Raw genomic sequence first — 22666 nt, 5'->3', positions numbered from 1 at the left:
GAGGGGCAAGAGATCAAAAGCCAAAGCAAAAGATCGTCCGATCGCAGCCCGAGCCTTCGCCAATTCCAACAGTTGGATCGCGTGCGTCCAGCAAGAAATGGGTCGGCGGTCAGGCCGCCTTCGCGAGCAGGCTCGCTCCCACAAAAGCAAGTGCAAAAGCAAGTGCAAAAGCAAAGCAAAGCAAAGCAAATCAAATCAAAGCAGCGCAGCTGCCCGCGGCGAAGCCGCCCCACTCAACAATGAGCGCAAGCTCGAGTACCGCTTTTGATCTTGATCCACTGGCGACGTCGGAAGGCTGAGTGGAGGGATTGATCCGGGCGTGGGAGCGTAGCGACCGTTCGACGAAGTCGAACACAGCGGAAGGAGGTGCAGCGAAGCAAACCGGAGCCGCTGCGCCCGGATCAGTCCCGCAGCGAAGGAACCCGAGCCTGCGAGGGCCGAACGTAGGAGCAAGCCTTTTGGGTTACCTTTTTGGCGTTTGAAAAAGGTGACCCGCCGTAAGGGCGGAACCGTAATCAGCAACACCCGCAGAAACGGATCTACACCCCAACCCCCCAACAGCCTGGTCGGCCCAAAGGCCGCCAAGGCCGCCAAGGCCCCAAAAAAAAGGCAACCCCAAAAAGCCGCCTGTATAAACGATCAATCCGCCAGCCAGCCATTCTCCCAATACCGCAGATTGTCACCACGCAACACATAATCGCGCATGACCACCTCGTGCAGCTCGTCACCCATGCGATAACTGGCGTCAGGGTCGGCCAGATGCATGCGAATCGCCTGCAGCCATTCATCAGTGCTGTTGGTCTTCACCCGCGTGCACGGCAGGTAGCCCTGATAGGCTTCGGTATCAGTGCAGATGACCGGGTAACCGCAGGCACCGTATTCCAGCAAACGCAGATTGCTCTTGCAGTCATTGAAAATGTGAAACTCCAGCGGTGCCAGAGCCAGGTCGAGGTTCAGACTGGCCAGCTTGGCCGGATAGACGTCCAGAGGAATCACACCGTGGAACTCGTGCATGTACGGACGCAGGTCATCCGGGCACATGCCAAAGAATACCCAGTCGACTTCGTTGGCCAGCTCACGCACGACATCGGCAATCACCGCCAGATCGCCATGGTGGCTGGTGCCTCCGCCCCAACCCACGCGAGGTTTTTTCGAGGTGCGGCGCTGACCCCGCAAACCGGTCCAGAGGTTTTGCGCGAGCATGTTGGGGACTACGCGAATGTCGTGGTGCATGTCCGACAGCGCATTGGCCAGTGGTTGAGTCGACACCACCACGCGGTCGCACAGGCTGATCGCCTGGCGCACCATCCGTTCCATTTCCTGCTTGCTGGGCATGTTGCGGATATGCGCATTGCGATGCGGAACATCAATCACATAGTCATCCAGCTCGAAGATGCGCCGGGCATGGCAGAACTTTTTCAGCGGCGGGATTTCATCGATCGCGCCCTGGGAATAGCGCCCTTGCAGGACGATGACATCCGGCGACTGACGCTCGATTTCAATGATCGACGGCAAGCCGTAACGAATACACCCTTCGGCCCGGTTCGCCGCTTCCAGCTCTATCAGCGGCTGACTCATGCGGTAATGGCCAATCGCTGAGGCATTGATCGGCACAGCGAGTACGTTGGGCAATTGCGGCCTGGAGAAAGCAGTCCACCCCGTACGCAGGCCCGGCTCAAGGCTGAAACTCGTCGCGCCGACGCCCTGCAAGGACAGGTTGACATTGAAGGCCGGATCGCGGGCAATGCGCGGCAGCCAGCGCTTGTAGAAGATCTCCTGCTCGTGCACATGTTGCTGGCCTTGCTCAGCTGTCGACTCGACAGTCGGGCGCACGCCCTGAGCCAGCAAGGCATAAGGCGTCCACACTACCAGGTAGCCTTCCTGGCCGATGCGCAGGCACAGATCCACCACGTTCAGCGCCTGCTTCAAATCCTCTTCATCAAGCCCTGCCACCGCCTCGAAAACCGCCTTGCGCACCATCAGGCAATCACCGCCGACTGCACTCAGATCGTGGGCGGCCTGCAGCCGGAACATATAACCGTCCGACTGCAGCGACTGTCCATAAAATGGCAGCCCGACCACGCCCTGCATCCCCAGAATCATGCCGGCATGCAGCACATAACCATCCGGGTTGAACAACTTGGCGCCGACCACGCCGACTTCCGGGCGCTGCGCATGATTGAGCAGTTCGTCCAGCCAGTCGGCGTGGGTAATCACCGCAAAGGTATTGAGCAGCAGCACATATTCGCCACGAGCCTTGGTCACGGCAAAATTGTGCAGGGCAGCCATGTTGTCCGGCTGCGGGTACGTCAGCACGCGGATCCGGTCGCCACCCAATTGCGCGATGCCGTCCAGCCATGCTCTGGCCTCAGCGGTTTCGCTGCCGTTGTCGACCAGCAGCAGTTCGTATTCGGCGTAGGCGGTTTTTTCCAGCACGGTCTCGACACACCGCTGCAAGGCAGCGGTCTGATCCCGGGTGACGATGATGATCGACACAAGCGGACGGCGCGCGTGCCGATAATCGACACGATTGAGCAATTGGCAACTGCCACGGCGGATTTCATGGGCAACGCCAATGCGTTGCAGATGCGCTTCGAGCACACGAGGATTCTGTTCGATGACGCCTGGCTCGGCCAACCACCGCGACAGATCGAATGGCGACTCCAGCAGAACTTCGGCGACATGCCCGATCACCTGGGTGCCGTCGCTTTCGACCATGCGCCACAGCATGTCGTGAGGAGCCAGTTCGGTGAACGTCGTGTCAAAACCACCCAGCGCCAGAAAGCGTTCGCGCTTGAACGCCAAGGCGCGCCCGACATACGGGTAGCTGCGCATCAGATCAAGGTTGAAATCGGGTTTGAAGGCGGGTTCCACGGACTCACCATCGCGCAGACCGCCTTCATCGCTGTACACGCAACCGAGCGACGGCGAGTGCGCAATCCGGTCAGCCATGACCAGCAAGGCTGGCACCATCAGCCGGTCACCGGCCTGCAACAGGTAAAACCAGTCGGCGCCCTCCAGTTGGGGCAACAACGCGTTGATCTGACCCAGCCCGTCACCTTCCAGCGGCATGTGGAACACGCGGCCATCCAGCGTCGCCTCGTTACAGGAAGCGGACAGCACCAGAATCAGTTCAGGGGCATAGTCCTGCCGAGCAAGCGCCTCAAGCGTGCGCTCGACTCCATCGCGACTGCCCTGGGCATCAATGACGATCGGCACTATTCGCGGCTGTTGTGGCCAGGCGGCCAGAGTTTCCGGCAGTAACTTGCGCTGCCCTTCAGTGAGACTGCGGCACTGCAGCCAGTGCGCGTAGAGTTCGGCGAAGCTCCAGCTATCGATGCCGACGCACCACTCCTGGCGACTCTGCTTGGTACCCAGCGTACGGCTCAGGGGCAGCTCTTCCCAGACGCGCGGCATTACGTCAGCCTTGGTCAGCGGGACATAGCGCACCCAACCCGGCGCTGGCGCCGACTCGCCGCTGCGCGCCTTGAGCATTTGCAGAATCCACTCGCGCTCGACCTCGACCGCGTCTTTCATCGGCTGCTGAGCACTCAAGCGCTCCGGATACAGCCGCTCGGCACTGAGCACGGTGTTCGACATCGCCAGATTGCCGCGCCGCAGCAAGCATACGTACAAGGCGAAATCCAGGGTGGCGACAAAGCAGTGGCCGTCCTGAGTCAGCGCCGGCAACAAGTCGACGAGGTCCGAACGACGAAACAAGGCGCTGGAGAAACCGCCCAGCACATTGACCGGAAATTTTTCGAAGATGCCCAGCAGGTCGTCACCCTTGAACAGACCGCTGGCCGGTGACAACGAAGTGTTTTCCAGGCGCGCCGGCAGAATGATGTCGTCGGCGTCCCAGAATAGCCGCTGAGCCAGCACCAGGCTGACTTCCTCACGCAACATCTCGTGCGCCTGCTGCTCGATGCAGGCGGCATAGAGATGGTCGTCGTCACACATGAACTTGACGAATTCACCCTGCGCCTGATCAAGGCACGCCTTGAGATTGCCGACCATGCCCAATGTGCGCGGGTTGCGCACATAGCGCACGGCAACACCCGAGCGCTCGGCCACAGCGCTGACAATCCCTTCGATCTCATGACCACGACTGTCGTCGCAGACAATGATCTCAAGAGGCGCGTATGTCTGGCTGACGGCGCTGTTCAATGCCCGCTCGAAAAAGCGCGGATTGAACGCAGGGATGGCAATGCTGACGAGGGGGAGTGAATTCAAGGCGGGCTCACAGGCGGTACGAGCCCGCTCGCAAAAACGAGCCCTTGATACCGCAAAAAATCATTAACAGAGGGACAACGTTGGCGGGCGTGCACGCGCCCGCCAATCATCAGATCTTGTTGAACAGCCCCAACTGACTGATCTTGCTGAACGCCAGTTGCGCGGCTTGCAGCATGGTCTGTTGCAGCGTCAGACGGGTCATGACTTCAGCCGGATCGGAATCACGAATCGAACCCTGGGTCGTGCTGTTCGCCGTGGTCAGACTGTCGTTGGTGATGGTCTGCATGTCCAGCGCCTGGCCGCGGGCACCAATGGTGGTCACCGCCGTGCCGATCTGGTTGGAAGCGGCATCGATATTGCCGAGGCCCGCCTCCATCGCGCCCTGCAATTTCTGCTTGGCAACCGGGTCACCGTCGACTGGCGTATTCAGCGCGGTGATCATCTGGCCCAGGGTGTCGAGCACGTTCTGGGTCTGATGATTGTTCGGCTGGATCGAGAACTGATCACCAGCGGCCGGCGCGCTGCCCAGGGCGAAAGTCACACCGGCAGCGGTGGCGTTACCGCCGGCAACCGTGCCCGAGGAAACCGGCTTGCTGTCGGCCGTCACCGGCGCGGCATACAGATCGAAATCGGTGGCGCTGGTGAACTTGAGCACCGCGCCGCCCTGCGGGAACGCTGCGGTGTACGCTGCCTGATCGGTGATGGTCGAACCGGTGATCACGCTGGTCGACGGGTTACCCGGATTACGCGTGGTGGTGAACGAGTCCGGCGAGGCCGACAGCTGAAAACTGTGCCCTGCGATAACGGCGTCCGGATTGGTATCGCCTGCCTTCAGGTTGACGTTCAGCTTGAGGTCGACGCCACGGAAGCTGACGGTCTGGTTGGCGCCGCTGCTGTTGCTGATCAAGCCATTCTGGCTGGCCTCGGCGGTCACATCGTTGCCCAAGGCATCGGTGATTTTCAGCTGGGTGCTGCTGACGAAATCGATGGTATACGGCTGCCCGGCGGTGAACTTGGCGTCGTAAGTGGCGGCGGTGCCGACGGTGCCGTTGGACAGCACGACACGGCCGTCATCGACGGCTGGCGCAGTCATTTTGGTGTTGGTGCGGCCGGTGTTGATGGTCTGCTGGAACGCGTCCCAACCGGTGGTGTTGGTACCCACGGTCATGCCGTCGCCGATGCCCAGATCGATGGTGGTCTGGTCGCCGTTGTAGCTGAACGTGCCGTCAGAATTCTTCGAATACGGCGCGGTGTCGGTTTTCGAACCGGAGAACAGGTAGTTGCCGTTGGCATCCTTGGCGTTCATCAGGCCCAGCACTTGCTGCTGGATCTCACCAAGTTCCGAGGCGTATGCCTGGCGGTCCTTGTCGGTGATGGTGCCGTTGTTCGCGGCCAAGGCCAGCTCTTTGGCTCGCGCCAACGCCGTGGTGATCGAATCCAGAGTGGACTCCTGCACGGTCAAGGCGCTTTTAGTGGTGTTGACGTTGGTCTTGTACTGATCGAGCATCGCCGCCTGCTGACCCAGCTGCAGCAAGCGCCCGGCACCGATCGGATCATCGGCGGCGGTGTTGATACGCTGCAGGCTGCTCGCCTCGCTCGCGGTAGCGACAGCCTTGTTAAAGTTACGCTGATAATCCGAAGCTTGCGTTCCGTAATACTGGGCGGTGGAAATGCGCATGAATTACGACTCCTTAAAGGCTGTTGATCAGCGTGGCGAAAGTTTCCTGCGCAGCTTTGATGATCTGCGAAGACGCTGTGTAGTACTGCTGGTACTTGACCAGGTTGCCGGTTTCTTCGTCCAGGTTGACCCCGGAAAGCGAATCGCGGGCACCCTTGGCGTTCTCCAGAATCGCCGTGGTCGCGGCGCTGTCGGACTTGCCTTGGGCGGTCTTGGTACCGACGTTGGTCACCAGGGTGTTGTAGGCGTCGGTCAGGCTGATGCCCTTGCTCGCCGAACCGGTGTCCACGGTCTGTTTGGTTTGCAACGCGACCAGTGCCTGGGCGTTGCGGTTGTCCGAAGACGCCGCACCGGTCAGGTTCATGGTGAAGGTCTCGCCGGTTTTCGGCGTGCCGCCCACGGTGGTCTGCACGGTGAAGGTCTTCTGTACGTTCGGCGTGACGGTAGTGTCCATCACCGGGTTGCCGCTGGCATCGACGATGCCGACTTTCAAATTCAGCGTGTTCGACTGGCCAGGCACGATGGTGCCGGTGCCGATGGTCGCGCCCTTGGCGTCGACCAGGTTGTACGACTGGCTGCCACCGCTGGCTGCACCGAATACCAGTTTGACCGGCGTTGAATTCTTCAGCGCCGCCTGCATGTCAGCCTGGGCGGTCGGGTTGTAGATGTCGATCTTATTGCTGAGCGTCGGCTGGGTGTACGTGCCCAGACCGTTGGCGCTGGCGACGCCGGTCAGCGGACCTGCCGCAGCGATTTTCTTCGGATCGGTCAGGACCGTCTGAATGCTCGCCGCCGCGTTGCGGGTCGGCGTGATCTTGAACGAGTCACCCGCGCTCAGCGCGCCGCCGTTCAAGGCCAGGGTGAAACCGTCGATCACTGGCGGCGGATTGGTCGTGGTGCTGAATGCGCCCAGATCGGTGCCGTCGGAACGTTTGACGGTGTAATCGGTAGCGCTGGTGAAGGTCACCTGATAATCGCTGGTGGTCAGCTTGCCGGTGTCCTTGATGGTCACATCGAGGTTGCCCGAACCGGCGCTGTTGCCATCCTTCGCAATGCTGCGCTGACTGATCAGGGCGGCACTGTTGATGTTGTTGAAAATCGCCGCGCCGAAGTCACCGTTCTTGTCGATGCCTTGTGCTTGCTGGCTGTTGATCTGATCGGCAATCACCAGGGCCACGCGACCGAGCTCGTTGAGCGATGGGTCGAGGACTTCCTTGCGATAGGTCAGCAGACCGCCGATTTCGCCGCCGCTGATCACCGAAGTGATGTCGATGGTGCTCGAACCGCGATCCATCTGGATCGACATGCGCGACGGGTCGGTCTTGCTCGCGACCATGCTCAGGCTGTTGGTGGTGTTACCGATGACCAGCGGCTGGCCGCTGCCGACATAAATGTCGAAGCTGGTGCCGCGCTCGACGACCTGGGCACCGGTCAGCTCGGAGAGCTGACGCACGGCTTCGTTACGGCTGTCGAGCAGGTCGTTCGGCGCCCCGCCGCTGGTGGAGATTTCGCCGATCTTCTGATTGAGATTGGCGATCGCCGTGGCGAGCTTGTTCACCTGGGCAGTCATGTCGCCGAGGCTGCCGTTGATCGTGGTGTTCTGATCGTTGAGCTGCTTGGCCAGGGTATTGAAACGGCTGGTCAGCGCCTGTGCACCGGTCAGCACCGACTGACGCGAAGTGTCATCGGTGGCCGACGTCGATACGCCCTGCATCGAGGTGAAGAATTTCTGCAGTACACCGGTCAGGCCAGTGTTGGTGTCCGACAGCATCGCGTCCAGCGGCGTCGCCTGCTTGAGAAACGCGGCCGATTCGCTGTCCAGCGACGTCGCGGTGTGCAGCTGCGACTCCAGGTACGAGTTGTACACCCGGCGCACGTCGGCCAGGGTCGTGCCCGTACCGATGAAAACGCTGCCGTACTGCTGCGAGGACTTGGTGCCCTGCACGGTTTGCTGACGTGAATAACCGGCGGTGTCGACGTTGGCAATGTTGTTGCCTGTCGTAGCCAGAGAGGACTGGCTGGCCGACAGTCCCGACATCCCGATATTGAGCAAACTCATGGTTCAGACCTTATTACCTGGTGCCTTATAAAGGCGTGGTGGAGACACCCGCCGCAGCGTAGTTTTCAAAACTGTTCATCTGCTTGGCAATTTGCGAAATCTTCGTCGCGTAGTTCGGGTCGGTGGCGTAACCGGCCTTCTGCAACTCGCGTACAAACTGTTCTGGGTTATCGGCCGACTTCAGCACTTCTTGATAGCGATTGTTGCTCTGCAGCAACGTCACCAGATCGTGGAAGCTGTCCTTGTACGAGGCGTAGGAACGGAACTCGGCCGTCTCCTTGACCATCGCGCCATTGCGGAACTCGCTGGTGATCGCGCGGGCCGAATCGCCCTTCCAGTTGCTGCTCGCCTTGATGCCGAACAGGTTGTGGCTGCTGCTGCCATCCTGAGCGCGCATGACCGATTTGCCCCAGCCGGTTTCCAGTGCCGCTTGCGCCACCAGATAACGCGGATCGACGCCGATGCGGTCAGCGGCTTCCTTGGCCATCGGCAGCATGGTGTTGACGAATTCGTCGGCGGAACTGAAGGCCTTCTTCGCCGGTGCCAGCGGAATCTGCGCCATGGCGCGGCCGTAAACCTGCATCTGCCCGCCAGCGGCTTTCTGCTCTTCGGCACGGGCCAGCCAGTCGCCGTTGTACAACGCGCCGGAGCCTGTGACGGCGGTAGTCGCAGCCCGTTGCGGCAAGGCGTTGGTCGCTGCCGCCGCAGTGCTGGCAGTGGCCGCGCTCGGCGCCGACGGCACCAGACCGGCGAGCAACCGGTCGGCCAGTTTCGGCGGCAGCGCCAGACGCCGCTGGTTGATCAGCGCCATGTCGTTGCGATGGGAAATATCGGTGTTGTTCGGAGCATGCACCGAGCGCGATGCCCACAACGGACGCTCGCCGTTGACGCGGGACAGCGGACCGGTGGCGACGGTGCCAGCGGCAATCGGCGTCGGCACGGCGGCGGCCTTGGCCAGCGCTTCCTGCTGCTTGGCGGCGGACGCGGCTGCAGCCTCGCCCGGCGCCATCGGTTTGTTCTTCGACATCTGGCGGATCAGCACGTCGGCCAGGCCGATACCCCCGCCCTCGCGGGACATCGAAACCGCCAGTTGCTGGTCGTACATTTCCTGATACTGCTTGGCCGCCGGCGTGTTCAGCGGGTTGTCCTGACCAAGCGCTTCGGTGGCCGAGCGCATCGACTTGAGCATTTCGCCGAGGAACAGCGACTCGAATTCCTGCGCAACCTTGCGCATGTTTTCGTCGCTGTTCTTGTCGCCGACCTTGAGCTGGTTCAGACGATTGAGGTCGGAGTAGGAACCCGAATCGCTGCTGCTGACCAGACCGCTTTTGCGCATATCCATGGTGGCTGGCCTCAGATCACGATCAGGTCGGCTTGCAATGCGCCGGCCTGCTTCAGAGCTTCGAGAATCGCCATCAGGTCACCCGGTGCTGCGCCGACCTGGTTCACCGCACGGACGATCTCGTCGAGGGTGGTGCCCGGGCCGAACTTGAACATCGGTTTGGCTTCCTGTTCGGCATTCACCCGCGAGCGCGGCACCACGGCAGTCTGGCCGTTGGACAGCGGGCCAGGCTGGCTGACGATCGGGTCTTCGGTGATGGTCACGGTCAGGCTGCCGTGGGTCACGGCGGCTGGCGACACTTTCACGTTCTGGCCGATGACGATGGTGCCGGTGCGCGAGTTGATGATGACTTTCGCCACCGCCTGCCCCGGATCGATTTCGAGGTTTTCCAGGATCGACAGGTAGTCGACGCGCTGGCTCGGATCCAGTGGCGCAGTGACCCGCACCGATCCGCCGTCGATGGCTTGTGCGACGCCAGGGCCGAGCATGTCGTTGACCTTGTCGACGATGCGCTTGGCGGTGGTGAAGTCGGAGCGGTTGAGGTTCAGCGTCAGGCTGTTGCCCTGGTTGAAACCGCTCGGCACCGCACGCTCCACCGAGGCACCGCCAGGGATGCGACCGGCCGACGGAACGTTGACGGTGATCTTCGAACCATCACGGCCTTCAGCGTCGAAACCGCCAACCACGAGGTTGCCCTGAGCGATCGCATAGACGTTGCCGTCGATACCCTTGAGCGGCGTCAGCAGCAAGGTGCCGCCACGCAGGCTCTTGGAGTTACCGATCGAGGATACGGTGATGTCGACCTGCTGACCCGGTTTGGCAAACGCTGGCAGATCGGCGCTCACCGATACCGCCGCGACGTTCTTCAACTGCACGTTGCCCGATCCCGGCGGCACCTTGATGCCGAACTGCGAGAGCATGTTGTTGAAGGTCTGCAGGGTGAACGGAGTCTGCGTCGTCTGGTCACCGGTGCCGTTAAGCCCGACCACCAGGCCATAACCGATCAACTGGTTGGAGCGCACGCCGGAAATGCTGGCGATGTCTTTCAGCCGCTCGGCGTGTGCGGTGAACGCCGCAGACATCAACAACGCGGCCACCATAAGGCTCTTGAAATTCAAAGTCGCCACCTAGAAAGGGAACAGCGGGCTGAGGAAGAAACGGTCGAACCAGCCTGGCTGACTCGTATCGGCAAACGCGCCGGTACCCGAGTAGGTGATGCGCGCATCGGCGACACGGGTCGACGACACGGTGTTGTCGGTCGCGATGTCATCGGCGCGGACCATACCGGCGATGCGCACCAGTTCGTCACCGGTGTTGAGCGTCAGCCACTTCTCGCCACGCACGGCGATGATGCCGTTGGGCAGCACGTCGGCCACGGTCACGGTGATCGAACCGGTCAGGCTGTTGCTCTGCCCGGACTTGGCGTCACCCTTGGTCGAACGGTCGGCGCTGTAGCCGGCGTTGAGGCTCAGGTCACCGCCACCGATCGGGTTGTTGGTGGTCAGGCTGGAGCCGAACAACGAGGTCAGACCGATCGAGTTATCGCTGTTCTTGTCCATCTGCGAGTTGGCGTTCTTGCTCGCCTGGGTGCGCTCGTTCAGGGTGATGGTGATGATGTCACCGACCCGGAACGCCTTGCGGTCGCTGTACAGGTTCTGCTCGAAGCCGGCCTGATAGATCGAGCCGTTATTGGCAGCCGCCGGCAACGGTGTGCGCGGCAACACCGGGGCGTAGTAAGGGTCATTGGGCTTGGGCGTCGGGGCGACGCAGCCCGCGAGCGAGACGACCCCACTCAATGCCAGAACAGATACAAAGCGCTTCATGACCCTACCTCACGGTGTTGCTGGCGACCTCAGGCCGCCCCAAAGACTGGATTACAGATTCTGCGTTACGAACGAGAGCATCTGGTCGGCGGTGGAGATCACCTTGGAGTTCATCTCGTAGGCGCGTTGAGTGGTGATCATGTTGACCATCTCTTCAACGGTGCTGACGTTCGAGGTTTCCAAAGTGTTCTGCAGCGTGGTACCGAAACCGTTCAGGCCCGGAGTGCCGATCTGCGGCGCGCCGGAAGCAGCGGTTTCCAGGAACAGGTTGTTGCCCACGGCTTGCAGGCCGGCCGGGTTGATGAAGTCGGCGGTCTGCAGGTTGCCGATCACTTGCGAGGCCGGGTTGCCGGCGATGGTGATCGACACGGTGCCGTCACGGCCGACAGTGAAGGTCTGCGCATCGTTCGGAATGATGATCGCCGGTTCCAGGGCGAAACCGCTGGCGTTGACGATCTGGCCATTGGAGTCGAGGTGGAAAGTACCGTCACGGGTGTAGGACGTGGTGCCGTCCGGTTGCAGGATCTGGAAGAAACCGCGACCGTCGATGGCCATGTCCAGCGGCTGCTCGGTGGTTTGCAGGCTGCCGGCGGTGAAGTTTTTCTGGGTGCCGACAATGCGCACACCGGTACCCACTTGCAGACCCGACGGCAGTTCGCTGTCCTGGGTCGACTGGGCGCCTGGCTGACGCTTGATCTGATAGAGCAAGTCCTGGAACTCGGCACGGTCACGTTTGAAACCCGTGGTCGAGACGTTCGCCAGGTTGTTGGAAATGGTGGTCAGGTTGGTGTCCTGGGCGGACAGACCGGTTTTGGCAACCCATAGAGCCGGAAGCATTCGATTCTCCTCGTGCGCCTGTTTTACGGCGCGACGTTCTGATAATTAGCTGATCTGCAAGACCCGAGCCATGGCCTGGTCGTCGTCTTTGGCGGTGTTCATCATCTTGACGTGCAACTCGAATTGCTTGGCCAGGGCCAGCACCGAAGTCATTTCTTCCACGGCATTGACGTTGCTTGACTCAAGGAAACCCGAGACCAGTTTGACGTTGGCGTCGGCTTGCGCCGGCTGGCCGTCCTTGGTGTAAATCGAACCGTCGAGGCCTTTGTTCATGTTCTTGATGTCCGGGTTGACCAGCTTGATCCGGTCGACTTCGGCCATGACGCGGGGGCCTTCGCCCATTGCGCGAATGCTGATGGTGCCGTCTTCACCGACTTCGACCTGCTGCTCGGGCGGCACAGCGATCGGGCCGCCATTACCGATCACCGGCATGCCGTTGCCGGCGCGCAGTACGCCGAGGGCGTCGATGTTGAGGCTGCCGGTACGCACGTAGCTTTCACCACCGCTGGGGTTTTGCACGGCGATGAAACCGTTGCCGGATACCGCGACGTCGAGTTCACGACCGGTCTGCACCAGCGAGCCCGGCGTGAAGTCGGTGGCAGGACGTTCGCTCATGGCAAACGCGCGCGCCGGAAAGCTGTCACCGAATACCGGCATCGAACGCGCCTGCTCGAGGTCGCGCTGGAAGCCGTTGGTGGAAATGTTCGCCAGGTTGTTGGCATGCGCCCGCTGCGCCAGTGCGTTCTGGCTGGCGCCGGTCATTGCCACATAAAGGTACTTGTCCACAGTGTTTCCTCTGCATGCCGGACGTTTGCCGCCCACCGCTGTACTGCTCAGCCATAAGCAATTTGCAGACCAACTTTTTATTGGCGGGCGAAGACCCGGTAAACAGGGGACTTGAGGGGATCGGAGGGAGAATCTGAAATGGTTTGAAGACGAAAAACCGGCGGTGTCATGCCGGTTAGTGGCAATCCTGAGTTCGGCGGGGGATGGAGATCCTGTGGCGAGGGGATTTATCCCCGTTCGGCTGCGCAGCAGTCGCCAAGCCTGCAAATGAGGTCGCTGGGAAGAAAAAGCGGGGCGGCTTCGCCGCCCATCGGGGATAAATCCCCTCGCCACAAAGGCTCTATTTAGCTTTCGGAGGTTTTGCCAACCTCATACTCACGCAACTTGTTGGCAATCGTCGTGTGCGACACACCGAGTCGCTTGCCCAACTGCCGACTGCTTGGATGCTCGGAATACAAGCGTTCCAGCACCGCTTTTTCGAAACGCCCGACGATCTCGTCCAGACTTCCGTCGAGGGAAAAATCGCCAAGCGGCTGACGCACGCCATAATCCGGCAGGCGAATATGTTCGGCCTTGACCGTGCCGCCGTCGCACAGGGAAACCGCCTGGAACAGCACGTTCTCCAGTTGCCGCACATTGCCCGGCCAGTGGTAATGGCTGAGGCGATCCATCGCCGCCGGGGCCAGTTTCGGCAGCGGACAACCGATCTGCCGGCTGGCCTGGTCGAGAAAGTGTTCAACCAGCGGCGTCAGACCGTCGAGGCATTCGCGCAGCGGCGGAATGTGCAGCGACAGCACGTTCAAGCGGTGATAGAGATCCTGGCGAAACTCGCCGCGCGCGCACAATTCGGACAAGTCCACCTGGGTCGCGCAGATCACCCGCACATCGAGATAGACCTCTTCATCACTGCCGACGCGACGGAAGCAACCGTCCTGAAGAAAGCGCAGCAATTTGACCTGCAAGCGCGGGCTCATCTCGCCGACGCCATCGAGAAACAGCGTGCCGCCAGCGGTCAACTCCAGCAGGCCAAGCTTGCCCTCAGCGCGAGCGCCTTCGAAAGCGCCGGGGCCGTAGCCGAACAGCTCGGTCTCGGCCATCGACTCCGGCAACCCGGCGCAATTGAGCGCCATCAACGGTGACTGTCCACGCGGGCTGGCGAGGTGACAGGCGCGCGCCAGCAGTTCCTTGCCGGTGCCGGTTTCGCCTTCTATTAATAGCGGTGCATCCAGCGGCGCCATGCGTCGCGCTTCGCGGACCACAGCGGCCATGACTTTCGAGCTCTGGAAGATACTGTCGAAGCCGCGCAGCTCCTGTTTGCGCACGTTGTAGATGCGCTCGCCGACCCGATCGGCGCGGTGCAGAGTCAATACGGCGCCGGCCATGGCCTCGCTGTCATCGTGCTCCGATTGCAGCGGCGCGATGTCGGCGAGAAAGATGTCGCCCTTGACCTTGACGCGCATGCCGTTGATCCGCGACTTGTTGGCGCGCACCAGTTCCGGCAGGTCGAAATCCTCGGCGTAGCGCGACAGCGGAATCCCCGGCACCTCATCGACACGCACGCCGAGCAACTGCGCCGCCGCGCGGTTGGCCGCAACGATCGAGCCGCCCATGTCGATCGACAACACCGGAAACTCCAGCGCGCCGAGCAACGCATTCAGTTCCATGTGCCGGCGTTCGCTGGGCATCAGCCCGACGCGCTTGACCCCAAACACCCCGCCGATCGCCTCGAACTTGGGGCGCAACGCCTGGAACTGGATGTTGATCAGGTTCGGGCAGTGCAGATAGATCGCATTGCCATGCTCACCGCCAACTTCACCGCGGGCAACGTTGATCCCGTACGCCACCAGCAGATTGAGAATGTCGCGCAGGATGCCGATGCGGTTCTGGCAGTGGACTTTGATGCGCATAGAAAAAGGTCCGACAGGTTTGAAAGATAAACACATGTCCTTGTGGGAGCGAGCCTGCTCGCGAAGGCGCCAGCACATTCAGTATCGATGTGTCAGACAGACCGCTTTCGCGAGCAGGCTCGCTCCCACAGGGTTCTCTGGCGCGCCCGGGGCAGATGTTTCTGTCGAGGCACGCAGATAGTTGTCAAGATTATGTGACAGCCCCTGCCCTTTTCAAACCCGCCAATCACCGTAAATGCGCATTACCCGACAAAGCGTAACAATAACTTTACGAAACTCGACGAAATTTCCTACGCATGCGCGGCTCAACATGCTGCACGCCTTCAAACTCTGGGTTATTCCTTTAGCCATCGCTGGACATAACAAAAACGAATTTCCTAGCAGGAGAACAGCATGAAGCAGACGCAATACGTGGCTCGCGAGCCCGATGCGCAAGGTTTTATCGACTACCCCGCCGAAGAACATGCGGTGTGGAACACGCTGATCACTCGCCAGTTGAAGGTGATTGAAGGTCGCGCGTGCCAGGAATACCTGGACGGTATCGAAAAACTCGGTCTGCCCCACGACCGCATCCCGCAACTGGCCGAGATCAATAAAGTCCTCGGCGAGACCACCGGCTGGCAAGTTGCCCGGGTGCCGGCGCTGATTCCTTTCCAGACGTTTTTCGAGTTGCTTGCCAGCAAGCAATTCCCCGTCGCCACCTTCATACGTACCCGCGAAGAACTCGACTACCTGCAAGAGCCGGACATCTTTCACGAGATCTTTGGTCATTGCCCGTTGTTGACCAACCCGTACTTCGCTGAATTCACCCACACCTACGGCAAGCTCGGCCTGCAAGCGACCAAGGAAGAGCGCGTGTATCTGGCGCGGCTGTACTGGATGACCATCGAATTCGGTCTGGTCGACACCCCGCAAGGCAAGCGCATCTACGGTGGCGGGATTCTGTCCTCGCCCAAAGAAACCGTTTACTGCCTGTCGGACGAGCCCGAGCATCAGGTTTTCGATCCCCTGGAAGCCATGCGCACGCCGTATCGCATCGACATCCTGCAGCCGCTGTACTTCGTCCTGCCCAATCTCAAGCGCCTGTTCGACGTGGCCCATGAAGACATCATGGCCATGGTTCGTCAGGGCATGCAGTTGGGCTTGCACGCGCCGAAATTTCCGCCGAAACCCAAAGCCGCCTGAACCGCGACTTTTGCTGACAATTGCGTCTGTCCGTCGCCGCCACTTTGCTTTAGCGTGACGGCATTGGCGGCACACGCGCTTTAATAAAAAACACACTCGTTTTCAGGAATACACCATGTCGACTTTGAACCAAGCCCACTGCGAAGCCTGCCGCGCCGATGCGCCACAAGTCAGCGATGAAGAACTGCCGATCCTGATCAAGCAGATCCCTGACTGGAACATCGAAGTACGCGACGGCATCATGCAGCTGGAAAAAGTTTTCCTGTTCAAGAACTTCAAACACGCGCTGGCGTTCACCAACGCCGTCGGCGAAATCTCCGAGGCCGAAGGTCACCACCCGGGCCTGCTGACCGAGTGGGGCAAAGTCACCGTGACCTGGTGGAGCCATTCGATCAAAGGCCTGCACCGCAACGACTTCATCATGGCTGCGCGCACTGACGAAGTGGCCAAGACCGCAGAAGGACGCAAGTAATGCACTTCGACGCCATCGGCCGGGTCCCCGGCGACCCGATTCTCGGTTTGATGGAGGCCTATGCGCAGGATGCCAATCCGCGCAAGTTCGACCTCGGCGTTGGCGTCTACAAGGATGCCCAGGGCCTGACGCCGATCCCGGAAGCGGTGAAAATCGCCGAAGCGCGACTGGTCGAAAGTCAGGACACCAAGACTTACATCGGTGGCCACGGCAACCCGCTGTTCGGCAAGGTCATCAATGAGCTTGTGCTCGGTAGCGACTCGGCATTGATCGCCGAACAACGCGCCGGCGCCACCCAGACCCCGGGAGGCACCGGTGCCCTGCGTCTGGCGGCCGACTTCATTGCGCAATGCCTGCCGGGCAAAGGCGTGTGGTTGAGCAACCCGACCTGGCCGATCCACGAAACCATTTTCGCCGCTGCCAAGGTCAAGGTCAGCCACTACCCGTACGTCGGCAGTGACAACCGCCTCGACGTCGAAGCGATGCTCGCCGTGCTCAGAGAAGTGCCGAAGGGTGACGTGGTGCTGCTGCATGCGTGCTGCCACAACCCGACCGGTTTCGACCTGAGCCATGACGACTGGAAGCGCGTGCTTGAAGTGGTGCGCAGCCGCGATCTGCTGCCGCTGATCGACTTCGCTTATCAGGGTTTTGGCGATGGCCTCGATCAGGACGCCTGGTCGACTCGGCTGTTCGCGACACAGCTCCCGGAGCTGTTGATCACCAGTTCCTGCTCGAAGAACTTCGGCCTGTATCGCGACCGTACCGGTGCGCTGATCGTCTGCGCGACCAGCGCTGACAAGCTCATCGACATCCGCAGCCAACTGGCCAATATCGCCCGCAATCTGTGGTCGACGCCGCCGGATCACGGCGCGGCGGTGGTCGCGACCATCCTCGCCGACCCAGAGCTGAAAGCGCGCTGGGCCGATGAAGTGGAAGCGATGCGCTTGCGAATCGCGCAGTTGCGCAGCGGCTTGGTCGAGGCGCTGGAACCGCACGGTTTGCGCGAGCGTTTCGCGCACATCGGTGTGCAACGCGGGATGTTCTCCTACACCGGCCTGTCGCCGGAACAGGTGAAAACCCTGCGCGAGCGGCACAGCGTGTACATGGTCAGCTCCGGCCGCGCGAACGTCGCCGGCATTGACGCCACCCGCCTCGCAATGCTCGCTGACGCGATCGCTGACGCCTGCAAATAGTTTTTGCAGTACACAACCCGGTCGGAGCGGGCCCTTGTGGCGAGGGGATTTATCCCCGCCCGGCTGCGCAGCAGTCGTACACTGTTGCTCGCGGAGTGTCAGACATTCCGCGTATGCAGGGTCTGGGCCGCTTCGCAGCCCAGCGGGGATAAATCCCCTCACCACAGGGCCCGTTCCCACATTTAGTTTTCGGTTGATCTCGCGCCCTGCGGCCATCTGTCGCATTAATTTGAATTAAAAGTCTGATTGTCATTTTTCCTGCTGTATCCTGCGCAGGCTTTGTAAAGCGCGGAGCACCTGATCTATCAACAGACTTAGCGAGGAGCGCACCCATGCACGAGATTCCCAATCTCCCCTTCCCAAGCCTGCACGTACCTGAGCAGACGACCCCGCAACACGCCGGCGCCGAAAAGCCCGAGCCGCAAGAAGCCACTGACAGCCGCAAAGCCGACAGCGAAGAGTAAGACCCGCCGTACAGACCGTGTGGAAAGCGCTAACATGCGCTTTCCACACTGCCTGAAACCCGAGCCCGCCATGACCGACGAATTCTCCGAAAGCCAAGCTGCCGTGCTGATCGGCGCCACCGAGAAAATGATCGAGATCTGGAATCGCCTCTCGCCCGAGAAACAAGCTGCCCTGCTCGAACGTTTCGGCAGCGAAGAAAACGCCCTCGCCGCCCTCGTCACCACGCAACTGGTCGCCCCGGCGAAATCCTGAAAGCGCCACCCGGCAAATAGTTTTACTTTTCCCCGCCCTTGAGCGGTTCACGCCGGTATCATGAGCAGCCTATCTAATCTGCTGCTCCCGTGGATCGTTACCCATGTCGTCTATACCCGAGCCCCAGCGTCCGCTGACGGTTACGCTGCAAGTAGTCTCCATCGTCCTTTTCACCTTCATCGGTTACCTGAACATCGGCATCCCGCTCGCCGTGTTGCCGGGCTACGTCCACAGTGACCTTGGTTTCGGCGCCGTGATCGCCGGGCTGGTGATCAGCGTGCAATACCTCGCCACCCTGCTCAGCCGCCCGTACGCTGGCAAGATCATCGACAACCAGGGCAGCAAACGCGCAGTGATGATTGGCCTCGCTGGCTGTGGCTTGAGCGGTGTGTTCATGCTGATTTCCGCGTGGACGCCGAACCTGCCGCTGCTCAGTCTGATCAGCCTGTTGATCGGCCGTCTGGTGTTGGGCAGTGCGGAAAGCCTGGTCGGTTCCGGTTCGATTGGCTGGGGTATCGGCCGGGTCGGCGCGGCGAATACGGCGAAAGTGATTTCCTGGAACGGCATCGCCAGTTATGGCGCCCTGGCGATCGGCGCGCCGTTCGGTGTGTGGCTGGTAAGCAGGTTGGGGCTGTGGAGCATGGGCGTGAGCATCATCCTCCTCGCCCTGCTCGGTCTGGCGCTGGCATGGCCGAAGACCGCCGCGCCGATCGTCGCCGGTGAACGCCTGCCGTTCATGCATGTGCTGGGCAAAGTCTTCCCCCACGGCTGCGGGCTCGCGCTGGGTTCGATCGGCTTCGGCACCATCGCCACTTTCATCACCCTGTACTACGCGACCCAGCACTGGGACAACGCGGTGCTGTGCCTGAGCCTGTTCGGCGCCAGCTTCATCGGCGCGCGGCTGCTGTTCGGCAACCTGATCAACCGCCTCGGCGGATTTCGCGTGGCGATTGCCTGCCTGTCGGTGGAAACGTTGGGCTTGTTGTTGCTGTGGATTGCGCCGGATGCGCATTGGGCACTGGCGGGCGCGGCGCTGAGCGGTTTCGGCTTCTCGCTGGTGTTCCCGGCGCTGGGCGTGGAGGCGGTGAATCTGGTGCCGGCCTCGAGCCGTGGCGCGGCGGTCGGTGCCTATTCACTGTTCATTGATTTGTCGCTGGGGATCACCGGGCCGCTGGCCGGGGCGATCGCAGCAGGATTCGGTTTTGCTTCGATCTTCCTGTTCGCCGCATTTGCAGCGTTGAGCGGCCTTGGCTTGAGTGTCTATCTGTACAAGCACACGGCGAAGTATCGCGAGGTTTAGAAGTCCACCTTGCCGCGCCCGGCCTTGATACTGCCGCGCTTGGTTTTCGACTCCAGCCGACGCTTCTTCGAGCCAAGGGTCGGCTTGGTCGGGCGGCGTTTCTTTTCCACTTTGGTGGCGCTGAGAATCAGCTCGACCAGCCGCTCCAGCGCATCGGCGCGGTTGGCTTCCTGGGTTCGGTATTGCTGCGCCTTGATGATCAGCACGCCATCGCTGGTGATACGGCTGTCACGCAGTGCCAGCAGGCGTTCCTTGTAGAACTCCGGCAAAGACGAGTTGGGAATGTCGAAGCGCAAGTGCATGGCGCTGGAGACCTTGTTGACATTCTGCCCACCGGCGCCTTGCGCGCGGATGGCGGTCAATTCGATCTCGGCATCCGGCAGATGCACGTTGTTGGAAATCACCAGCATGGAAAAGCGTCCGTAATCAGAGCGTGCAGGATAACCTGATTCACTCAACCTCTGTGGGAGCGAGCCTGCTCGCGAAGGCGGTGTGTCAGTCGATGCAGATGTTTCTGATGGACCGCTTTCGCGAGCAGGCTCGCTCCCACAGGGTTCGGTGTGATGCCAGATTTTTCCATTTCAAAACAACAAACCCGGCACTTGGCCGGGTCTGCTGTTTTTGCTTGAGCGGTTACTTGGCGATCACGGGCAGCGCCTGCTGGGCACTGCGCTTGTTCTTGATCAGGTAGCAGACCCACATGAACACCACCCACACCGGAATCGCGTATACCGAGATCTGAATCCCCGGGATCAGCAGCATCACGCCGAGGATGAACACCACGAACGCCAGGCAGACGAAGTTGCCGTACGGATACCACAGCGCCTTGAACAATGGCGTCTGTTTGGTCTGGTTCATGTGCTGGCGGAACTTGAAGTGCGAGTAGCTGATCATCGCCCAGTTGATCACCAGCGTCGCAACCACCAACGACATCAGCAATTCCAGCGCGTGCTGCGGGATCAGGTAGTTGAGCAGCACGGCAACCAGCGTCACTGCCGCCGACGCCAGAATCGAGCGCACCGGCACGCCGCGCTTGTCGATCTTCGCCAGACCTTTCGGCGCATCGCCCTGCTCGGCCATGCCCAGCAGCATGCGGCTGTTGCAGTAGGTGCCGCTGTTGTACACCGACAGCGCGGCGGTCAGCACGACGAAGTTGAGGATGTGCGCGGCGGTGTTGCTGCCGAGCATCGAGAACACTTGCACGAACGGGCTGCCGCTGTACGAATCGCCGGACGCGTTGAGGGTTTCCAGCAGACTGTCCCATGGGGTCAGCGACAGCAGGATTACCAGCGCGCCGATGTAGAAAATCAGGATGCGGTAGATCACCTGGTTGATCGCTTTCGGAATCACGGTTTTGGGTTTATCGGCTTCAGCAGCAGTGAAGCCGAGCATTTCCAGACCGCCGAAGGAGAACATGATAATCGCCATGGCCATCACCAGACCGCTCACCCCATTGGGGAAGAAACCGCCGTGGGACCACAGGTTGCTCACCGAGGCTTGCGGGCCGCCGTGGCCGCTGACCAGCAAGTAGCTGCCCAGGGCGATCATGCCGACGATGGCCACGACCTTGATGATCGCAAACCAGAATTCGGCCTCACCGAAGACTTTGACGTTGGCCAGGTTGATCGCGTTGATCAGCACGAAGAATGCAGCAGCGGAGACCCAGGTCGGGATATCCGGCGCCCAGTAATGGATGTACTTGCCGACCGCTGTCAGCTCGGACATGCCCACCAGAATGTACAGAATCCAGCAGTTCCAGCCCGAGAGGAAACCGGCGAAACCGCCCCAGTATTTGTGGGCGAAGTGGCTGAAGGAACCGGCCACCGGCTCTTCGACGATCATTTCGCCGAGCTGGCGCATGATCATGAAGGCGATGAAGCCGCAAATGGCGTAGCCGAGGATCATCGACGGGCCGGCGGATTTCAGTACCCCGGCAGAACCGAGGAACAATCCGGTACCGATCGCGCCACCGAGGGCGATCAGTTGAATATGGCGATTTTTCAGGCCGCGTTTAAGCTCGCCTGATTGCGAGGGTTGTCCACTCATGAAAAAGGTCTCACGCAAGGTTTGATGATGTTCAGTAGACGTTGCTGCAAGGTTGCGATTTCAGGCAGCCCCGATCAAACCCCAGCGCAGGCACCAGGAGTTCAGCTCATTTACAACGGTCATGCGTCACCTGTTTGTTTTTATCTGTGACGAAATCGAACCCGGCACGCTTGTGGCGCGGCGGAGTGAACAAGGCGGATAGCCTCGAGATTTTTGCGATTACGCAGAGGGTCACAGTTAAAACGCGGCGCATTGTACACCGCTAACCCCCTGCTGCCAGACCCGCCTGATCAGCGTGTCGGTTGCCGGGATTGCACGTGTCCGCCTCGACAGTGCCGAGCGGCTGCAAAATATGAGTCAGGCCTTTGCAGGCCATCGACGGGGACGAGGAAAAAACCGTCCCACGGGGAGAAGTGGAAATCAGTCGCGGCGTTCATTGCGCCTCCTTCTTGTTATTCGCCTGCACGACAGGCATGGGGCGCATCACACCCTGCCTGAACACTGGAAACAAGCGCGCCAGAGCCTTGCGGGGCAGCTGTTCTCCCGGCTTACGGAAGCTTTTCCTTACAACCAATGCGGAAGCGGGAAATCACCGCTCCGGCGGGGCCTATTCGTCACGTTTTGTTTACAACGCGTAACGAATATTTTCCGAATCAGAAATTTCCGAAGGACGTCTGCATATTGACGGTAGCTAGCTTGCTATCAATTTCGCCTGCCTAGTTTTTTGTTTTCAAATAAGAAAACCGATCCTGAAAAACAGAACAAAAAGTCTATTTAAAAATTAAATGGATAAAATTTTGCATTACGAAAAAGCCTCAACTAGGTTTTTCACGTCTCACCGGCCACCTCGACCGGTCAGTCATAAACCGTGAAATTCTCTAGGAGATCGACCATGCAAGCACTGGAAAAAGACTTGGATACCGAACTGCAACTGGACGAATGGTTTGAAGCGCCAACCCATGAGGCCGCTGTGGAAATGATGCAAGCCGACGCGGTGGTTCCGTTCGGCACGGCGATGTGGCCTCTGTAAGACATCCCGGGCAGGCACGGTCCGGCCGGTCGTGCCTGCCGCTTCATTCCCCGGTCAG

Annotated in this window: 18 protein-coding genes; 7 read left to right on the top strand and 11 right to left on the bottom strand. The window is 60.5% G+C overall.

Features of this window, described 5'->3' with window-relative positions; genetic code table 11:
- Positions 1-639: 639 nt before the first annotated feature.
- The 9 genes from ASG55_RS03775 to ASG55_RS03735 form a co-directional block, all read right to left on the bottom strand.
- A complete protein-coding gene (locus ASG55_RS03775) occupies positions 640-4233 on the bottom strand; it encodes a glycosyltransferase (RefSeq protein ID WP_056783758.1) in 3594 nt (1197 codons plus the stop codon).
- 109 nt (positions 4234-4342) lie between these two features.
- Positions 4343-5911 (bottom strand): flagellar hook-associated protein 3, encoded by a 1569-nt coding sequence (locus tag ASG55_RS03770; RefSeq protein ID WP_056783756.1) that lies wholly within the window; start codon positions 5909-5911, stop codon positions 4343-4345.
- 13 nt (positions 5912-5924) lie between these two features.
- Complete coding sequence (flgK, locus tag ASG55_RS03765) at positions 5925-7970, bottom strand: flagellar hook-associated protein FlgK (RefSeq protein ID WP_056783753.1); 2046 nt, start codon at positions 7968-7970, stop codon at positions 5925-5927.
- A 25-nt stretch (positions 7971-7995) separates the two neighbouring features.
- The gene (flgJ, locus tag ASG55_RS03760; protein ID WP_056783752.1) at positions 7996-9312 is read right to left on the bottom strand and encodes a flagellar assembly peptidoglycan hydrolase FlgJ; all 1317 of its coding nucleotides are present in this window, start codon (positions 9310-9312) and stop codon (positions 7996-7998) included.
- Positions 9313-9323: 11 nt separating this feature from the next.
- Complete coding sequence (locus tag ASG55_RS03755) at positions 9324-10412, bottom strand: flagellar basal body P-ring protein FlgI (RefSeq protein ID WP_024012083.1); 1089 nt, start codon at positions 10410-10412, stop codon at positions 9324-9326.
- A 27-nt stretch (positions 10413-10439) separates the two neighbouring features.
- A complete protein-coding gene (gene flgH / locus ASG55_RS03750) occupies positions 10440-11135 on the bottom strand; it encodes a flagellar basal body L-ring protein FlgH (RefSeq protein WP_016771110.1) in 696 nt (231 codons plus the stop codon).
- A 51-nt stretch (positions 11136-11186) separates the two neighbouring features.
- Positions 11187-11972 carry a flagellar basal-body rod protein FlgG gene (flgG, locus tag ASG55_RS03745; protein ID WP_016771111.1) on the bottom strand — a complete coding sequence of 262 codons (786 nt, stop codon included), beginning with the start codon at positions 11970-11972 and terminating at the stop codon, positions 11187-11189.
- A gap of 45 nt (positions 11973-12017) precedes the next feature.
- The gene (locus ASG55_RS03740; protein ID WP_016771112.1) at positions 12018-12758 is read right to left on the bottom strand and encodes a flagellar basal body rod protein FlgF; all 741 of its coding nucleotides are present in this window, start codon (positions 12756-12758) and stop codon (positions 12018-12020) included.
- Positions 12759-13102: 344 nt separating this feature from the next.
- Positions 13103-14665 (bottom strand): sigma-54-dependent phenylalanine hydroxylase transcriptional regulator PhhR, encoded by a 1563-nt coding sequence (locus ASG55_RS03735; RefSeq protein ID WP_016771113.1) that lies wholly within the window; start codon positions 14663-14665, stop codon positions 13103-13105.
- 393 nt (positions 14666-15058) lie between these two features.
- Here ASG55_RS03735 and phhA point away from each other — a divergent pair, with 393 nt between their 5' ends.
- From phhA to ASG55_RS03710, 6 genes are all read left to right on the top strand, one after another.
- A complete protein-coding gene (gene phhA, locus ASG55_RS03730; RefSeq protein ID WP_056783748.1) occupies positions 15059-15850 on the top strand; it encodes a phenylalanine 4-monooxygenase in 792 nt (263 codons plus the stop codon).
- A 115-nt stretch (positions 15851-15965) separates the two neighbouring features.
- Positions 15966-16322 carry a 4a-hydroxytetrahydrobiopterin dehydratase gene (locus ASG55_RS03725; RefSeq protein ID WP_016771115.1) on the top strand — a complete coding sequence of 119 codons (357 nt, stop codon included), beginning with the start codon at positions 15966-15968 and terminating at the stop codon, positions 16320-16322.
- Positions 16322-17515 (top strand): amino acid aminotransferase, encoded by a 1194-nt coding sequence (locus ASG55_RS03720; protein ID WP_056783746.1) that lies wholly within the window; start codon positions 16322-16324, stop codon positions 17513-17515. The genes ASG55_RS03725 and ASG55_RS03720 overlap by 1 nt, the downstream gene beginning before the upstream one ends.
- A 332-nt stretch (positions 17516-17847) precedes the next feature.
- Positions 17848-17979: a hypothetical protein gene (locus tag ASG55_RS27405; RefSeq protein WP_263596258.1), complete on the top strand. Its 132-nt coding sequence runs from the start codon at positions 17848-17850 to the stop codon at positions 17977-17979.
- A gap of 70 nt (positions 17980-18049) precedes the next feature.
- A complete protein-coding gene (locus tag ASG55_RS03715) occupies positions 18050-18232 on the top strand; it encodes a hypothetical protein (RefSeq protein ID WP_039761215.1) in 183 nt (60 codons plus the stop codon).
- A gap of 112 nt (positions 18233-18344) precedes the next feature.
- On the top strand, positions 18345-19532 hold the full coding sequence (locus ASG55_RS03710) for an MFS transporter (RefSeq protein ID WP_038861083.1): 1188 nt from the start codon (positions 18345-18347) through the stop codon (positions 19530-19532).
- On the opposite strand, the gene arfB is transcribed toward ASG55_RS03710, so the two are convergent.
- Entirely contained in the window at positions 19529-19942 is a 414-nt protein-coding gene (arfB, locus tag ASG55_RS03705; protein ID WP_016771119.1) for an alternative ribosome rescue aminoacyl-tRNA hydrolase ArfB, read from the bottom strand. The two genes, ASG55_RS03710 and arfB, sit on opposite strands and share 4 nt — an antisense overlap.
- Positions 19943-20165: 223 nt before the next feature.
- Complete coding sequence (locus ASG55_RS03700) at positions 20166-21578, bottom strand: amino acid permease (protein ID WP_056783743.1); 1413 nt, start codon at positions 21576-21578, stop codon at positions 20166-20168.
- An 892-nt stretch (positions 21579-22470) separates the two neighbouring features.
- Between ASG55_RS03700 and ASG55_RS26955 the strand changes: the two genes are divergently transcribed.
- Positions 22471-22608, top strand: coding sequence for a hypothetical protein (locus ASG55_RS26955; protein WP_003222780.1), 138 nt, complete (start codon positions 22471-22473; stop codon positions 22606-22608).
- Positions 22609-22666: the final 58 nt, after the last annotated feature.

It is taken from the genome of Pseudomonas sp. Leaf434 (assembly GCF_001425545.1).
Classification (GTDB): domain Bacteria; phylum Pseudomonadota; class Gammaproteobacteria; order Pseudomonadales; family Pseudomonadaceae; genus Aquipseudomonas; species Aquipseudomonas siliginis.
This window is presented reverse-complemented; position numbering and strand designations above follow the sequence as displayed.

Bases quoted from the DNA above. Each gene is read 5' to 3' on its own strand.
- ASG55_RS03770 (WP_056783756.1), bottom strand. From the start codon at position 5,911: ATGCGCATTTCCACCGCCCAGTATTACGGAACGCAAGCTTCGGATTAT.
- flgK (WP_056783753.1), bottom strand. From the start codon at position 7,970: ATGAGTTTGCTCAATATCGGGATGTCGGGACTGTCGGCCAGCCAGTCC.
- flgJ (WP_056783752.1), bottom strand. From the start codon at position 9,312: ATGGATATGCGCAAAAGCGGTCTGGTCAGCAGCAGCGATTCGGGTTCC.
- ASG55_RS03755 (WP_024012083.1), bottom strand. From the start codon at position 10,412: ATGGTGGCCGCGTTGTTGATGTCTGCGGCGTTCACCGCACACGCCGAG.
- flgH (WP_016771110.1), bottom strand. From the start codon at position 11,135: ATGAAGCGCTTTGTATCTGTTCTGGCATTGAGTGGGGTCGTCTCGCTC.
- flgG (WP_016771111.1), bottom strand. From the start codon at position 11,972: ATGCTTCCGGCTCTATGGGTTGCCAAAACCGGTCTGTCCGCCCAGGAC.
- ASG55_RS03735 (WP_016771113.1), bottom strand. From the start codon at position 14,665: ATGCGCATCAAAGTCCACTGCCAGAACCGCATCGGCATCCTGCGCGAC.
- phhA (WP_056783748.1), top strand. From the start codon at position 15,059: ATGAAGCAGACGCAATACGTGGCTCGCGAGCCCGATGCGCAAGGTTTT.
- ASG55_RS03725 (WP_016771115.1), top strand. From the start codon at position 15,966: ATGTCGACTTTGAACCAAGCCCACTGCGAAGCCTGCCGCGCCGATGCG.
- ASG55_RS03720 (WP_056783746.1), top strand. From the start codon at position 16,322: ATGCACTTCGACGCCATCGGCCGGGTCCCCGGCGACCCGATTCTCGGT.
- ASG55_RS27405 (WP_263596258.1), top strand. From the start codon at position 17,848: ATGCACGAGATTCCCAATCTCCCCTTCCCAAGCCTGCACGTACCTGAG.
- ASG55_RS03715 (WP_039761215.1), top strand. From the start codon at position 18,050: ATGACCGACGAATTCTCCGAAAGCCAAGCTGCCGTGCTGATCGGCGCC.
- arfB (WP_016771119.1), bottom strand. From the start codon at position 19,942: ATGCTGGTGATTTCCAACAACGTGCATCTGCCGGATGCCGAGATCGAA.
- ASG55_RS03700 (WP_056783743.1), bottom strand. From the start codon at position 21,578: ATGAGTGGACAACCCTCGCAATCAGGCGAGCTTAAACGCGGCCTGAAA.
- ASG55_RS26955 (WP_003222780.1), top strand. From the start codon at position 22,471: ATGCAAGCACTGGAAAAAGACTTGGATACCGAACTGCAACTGGACGAA.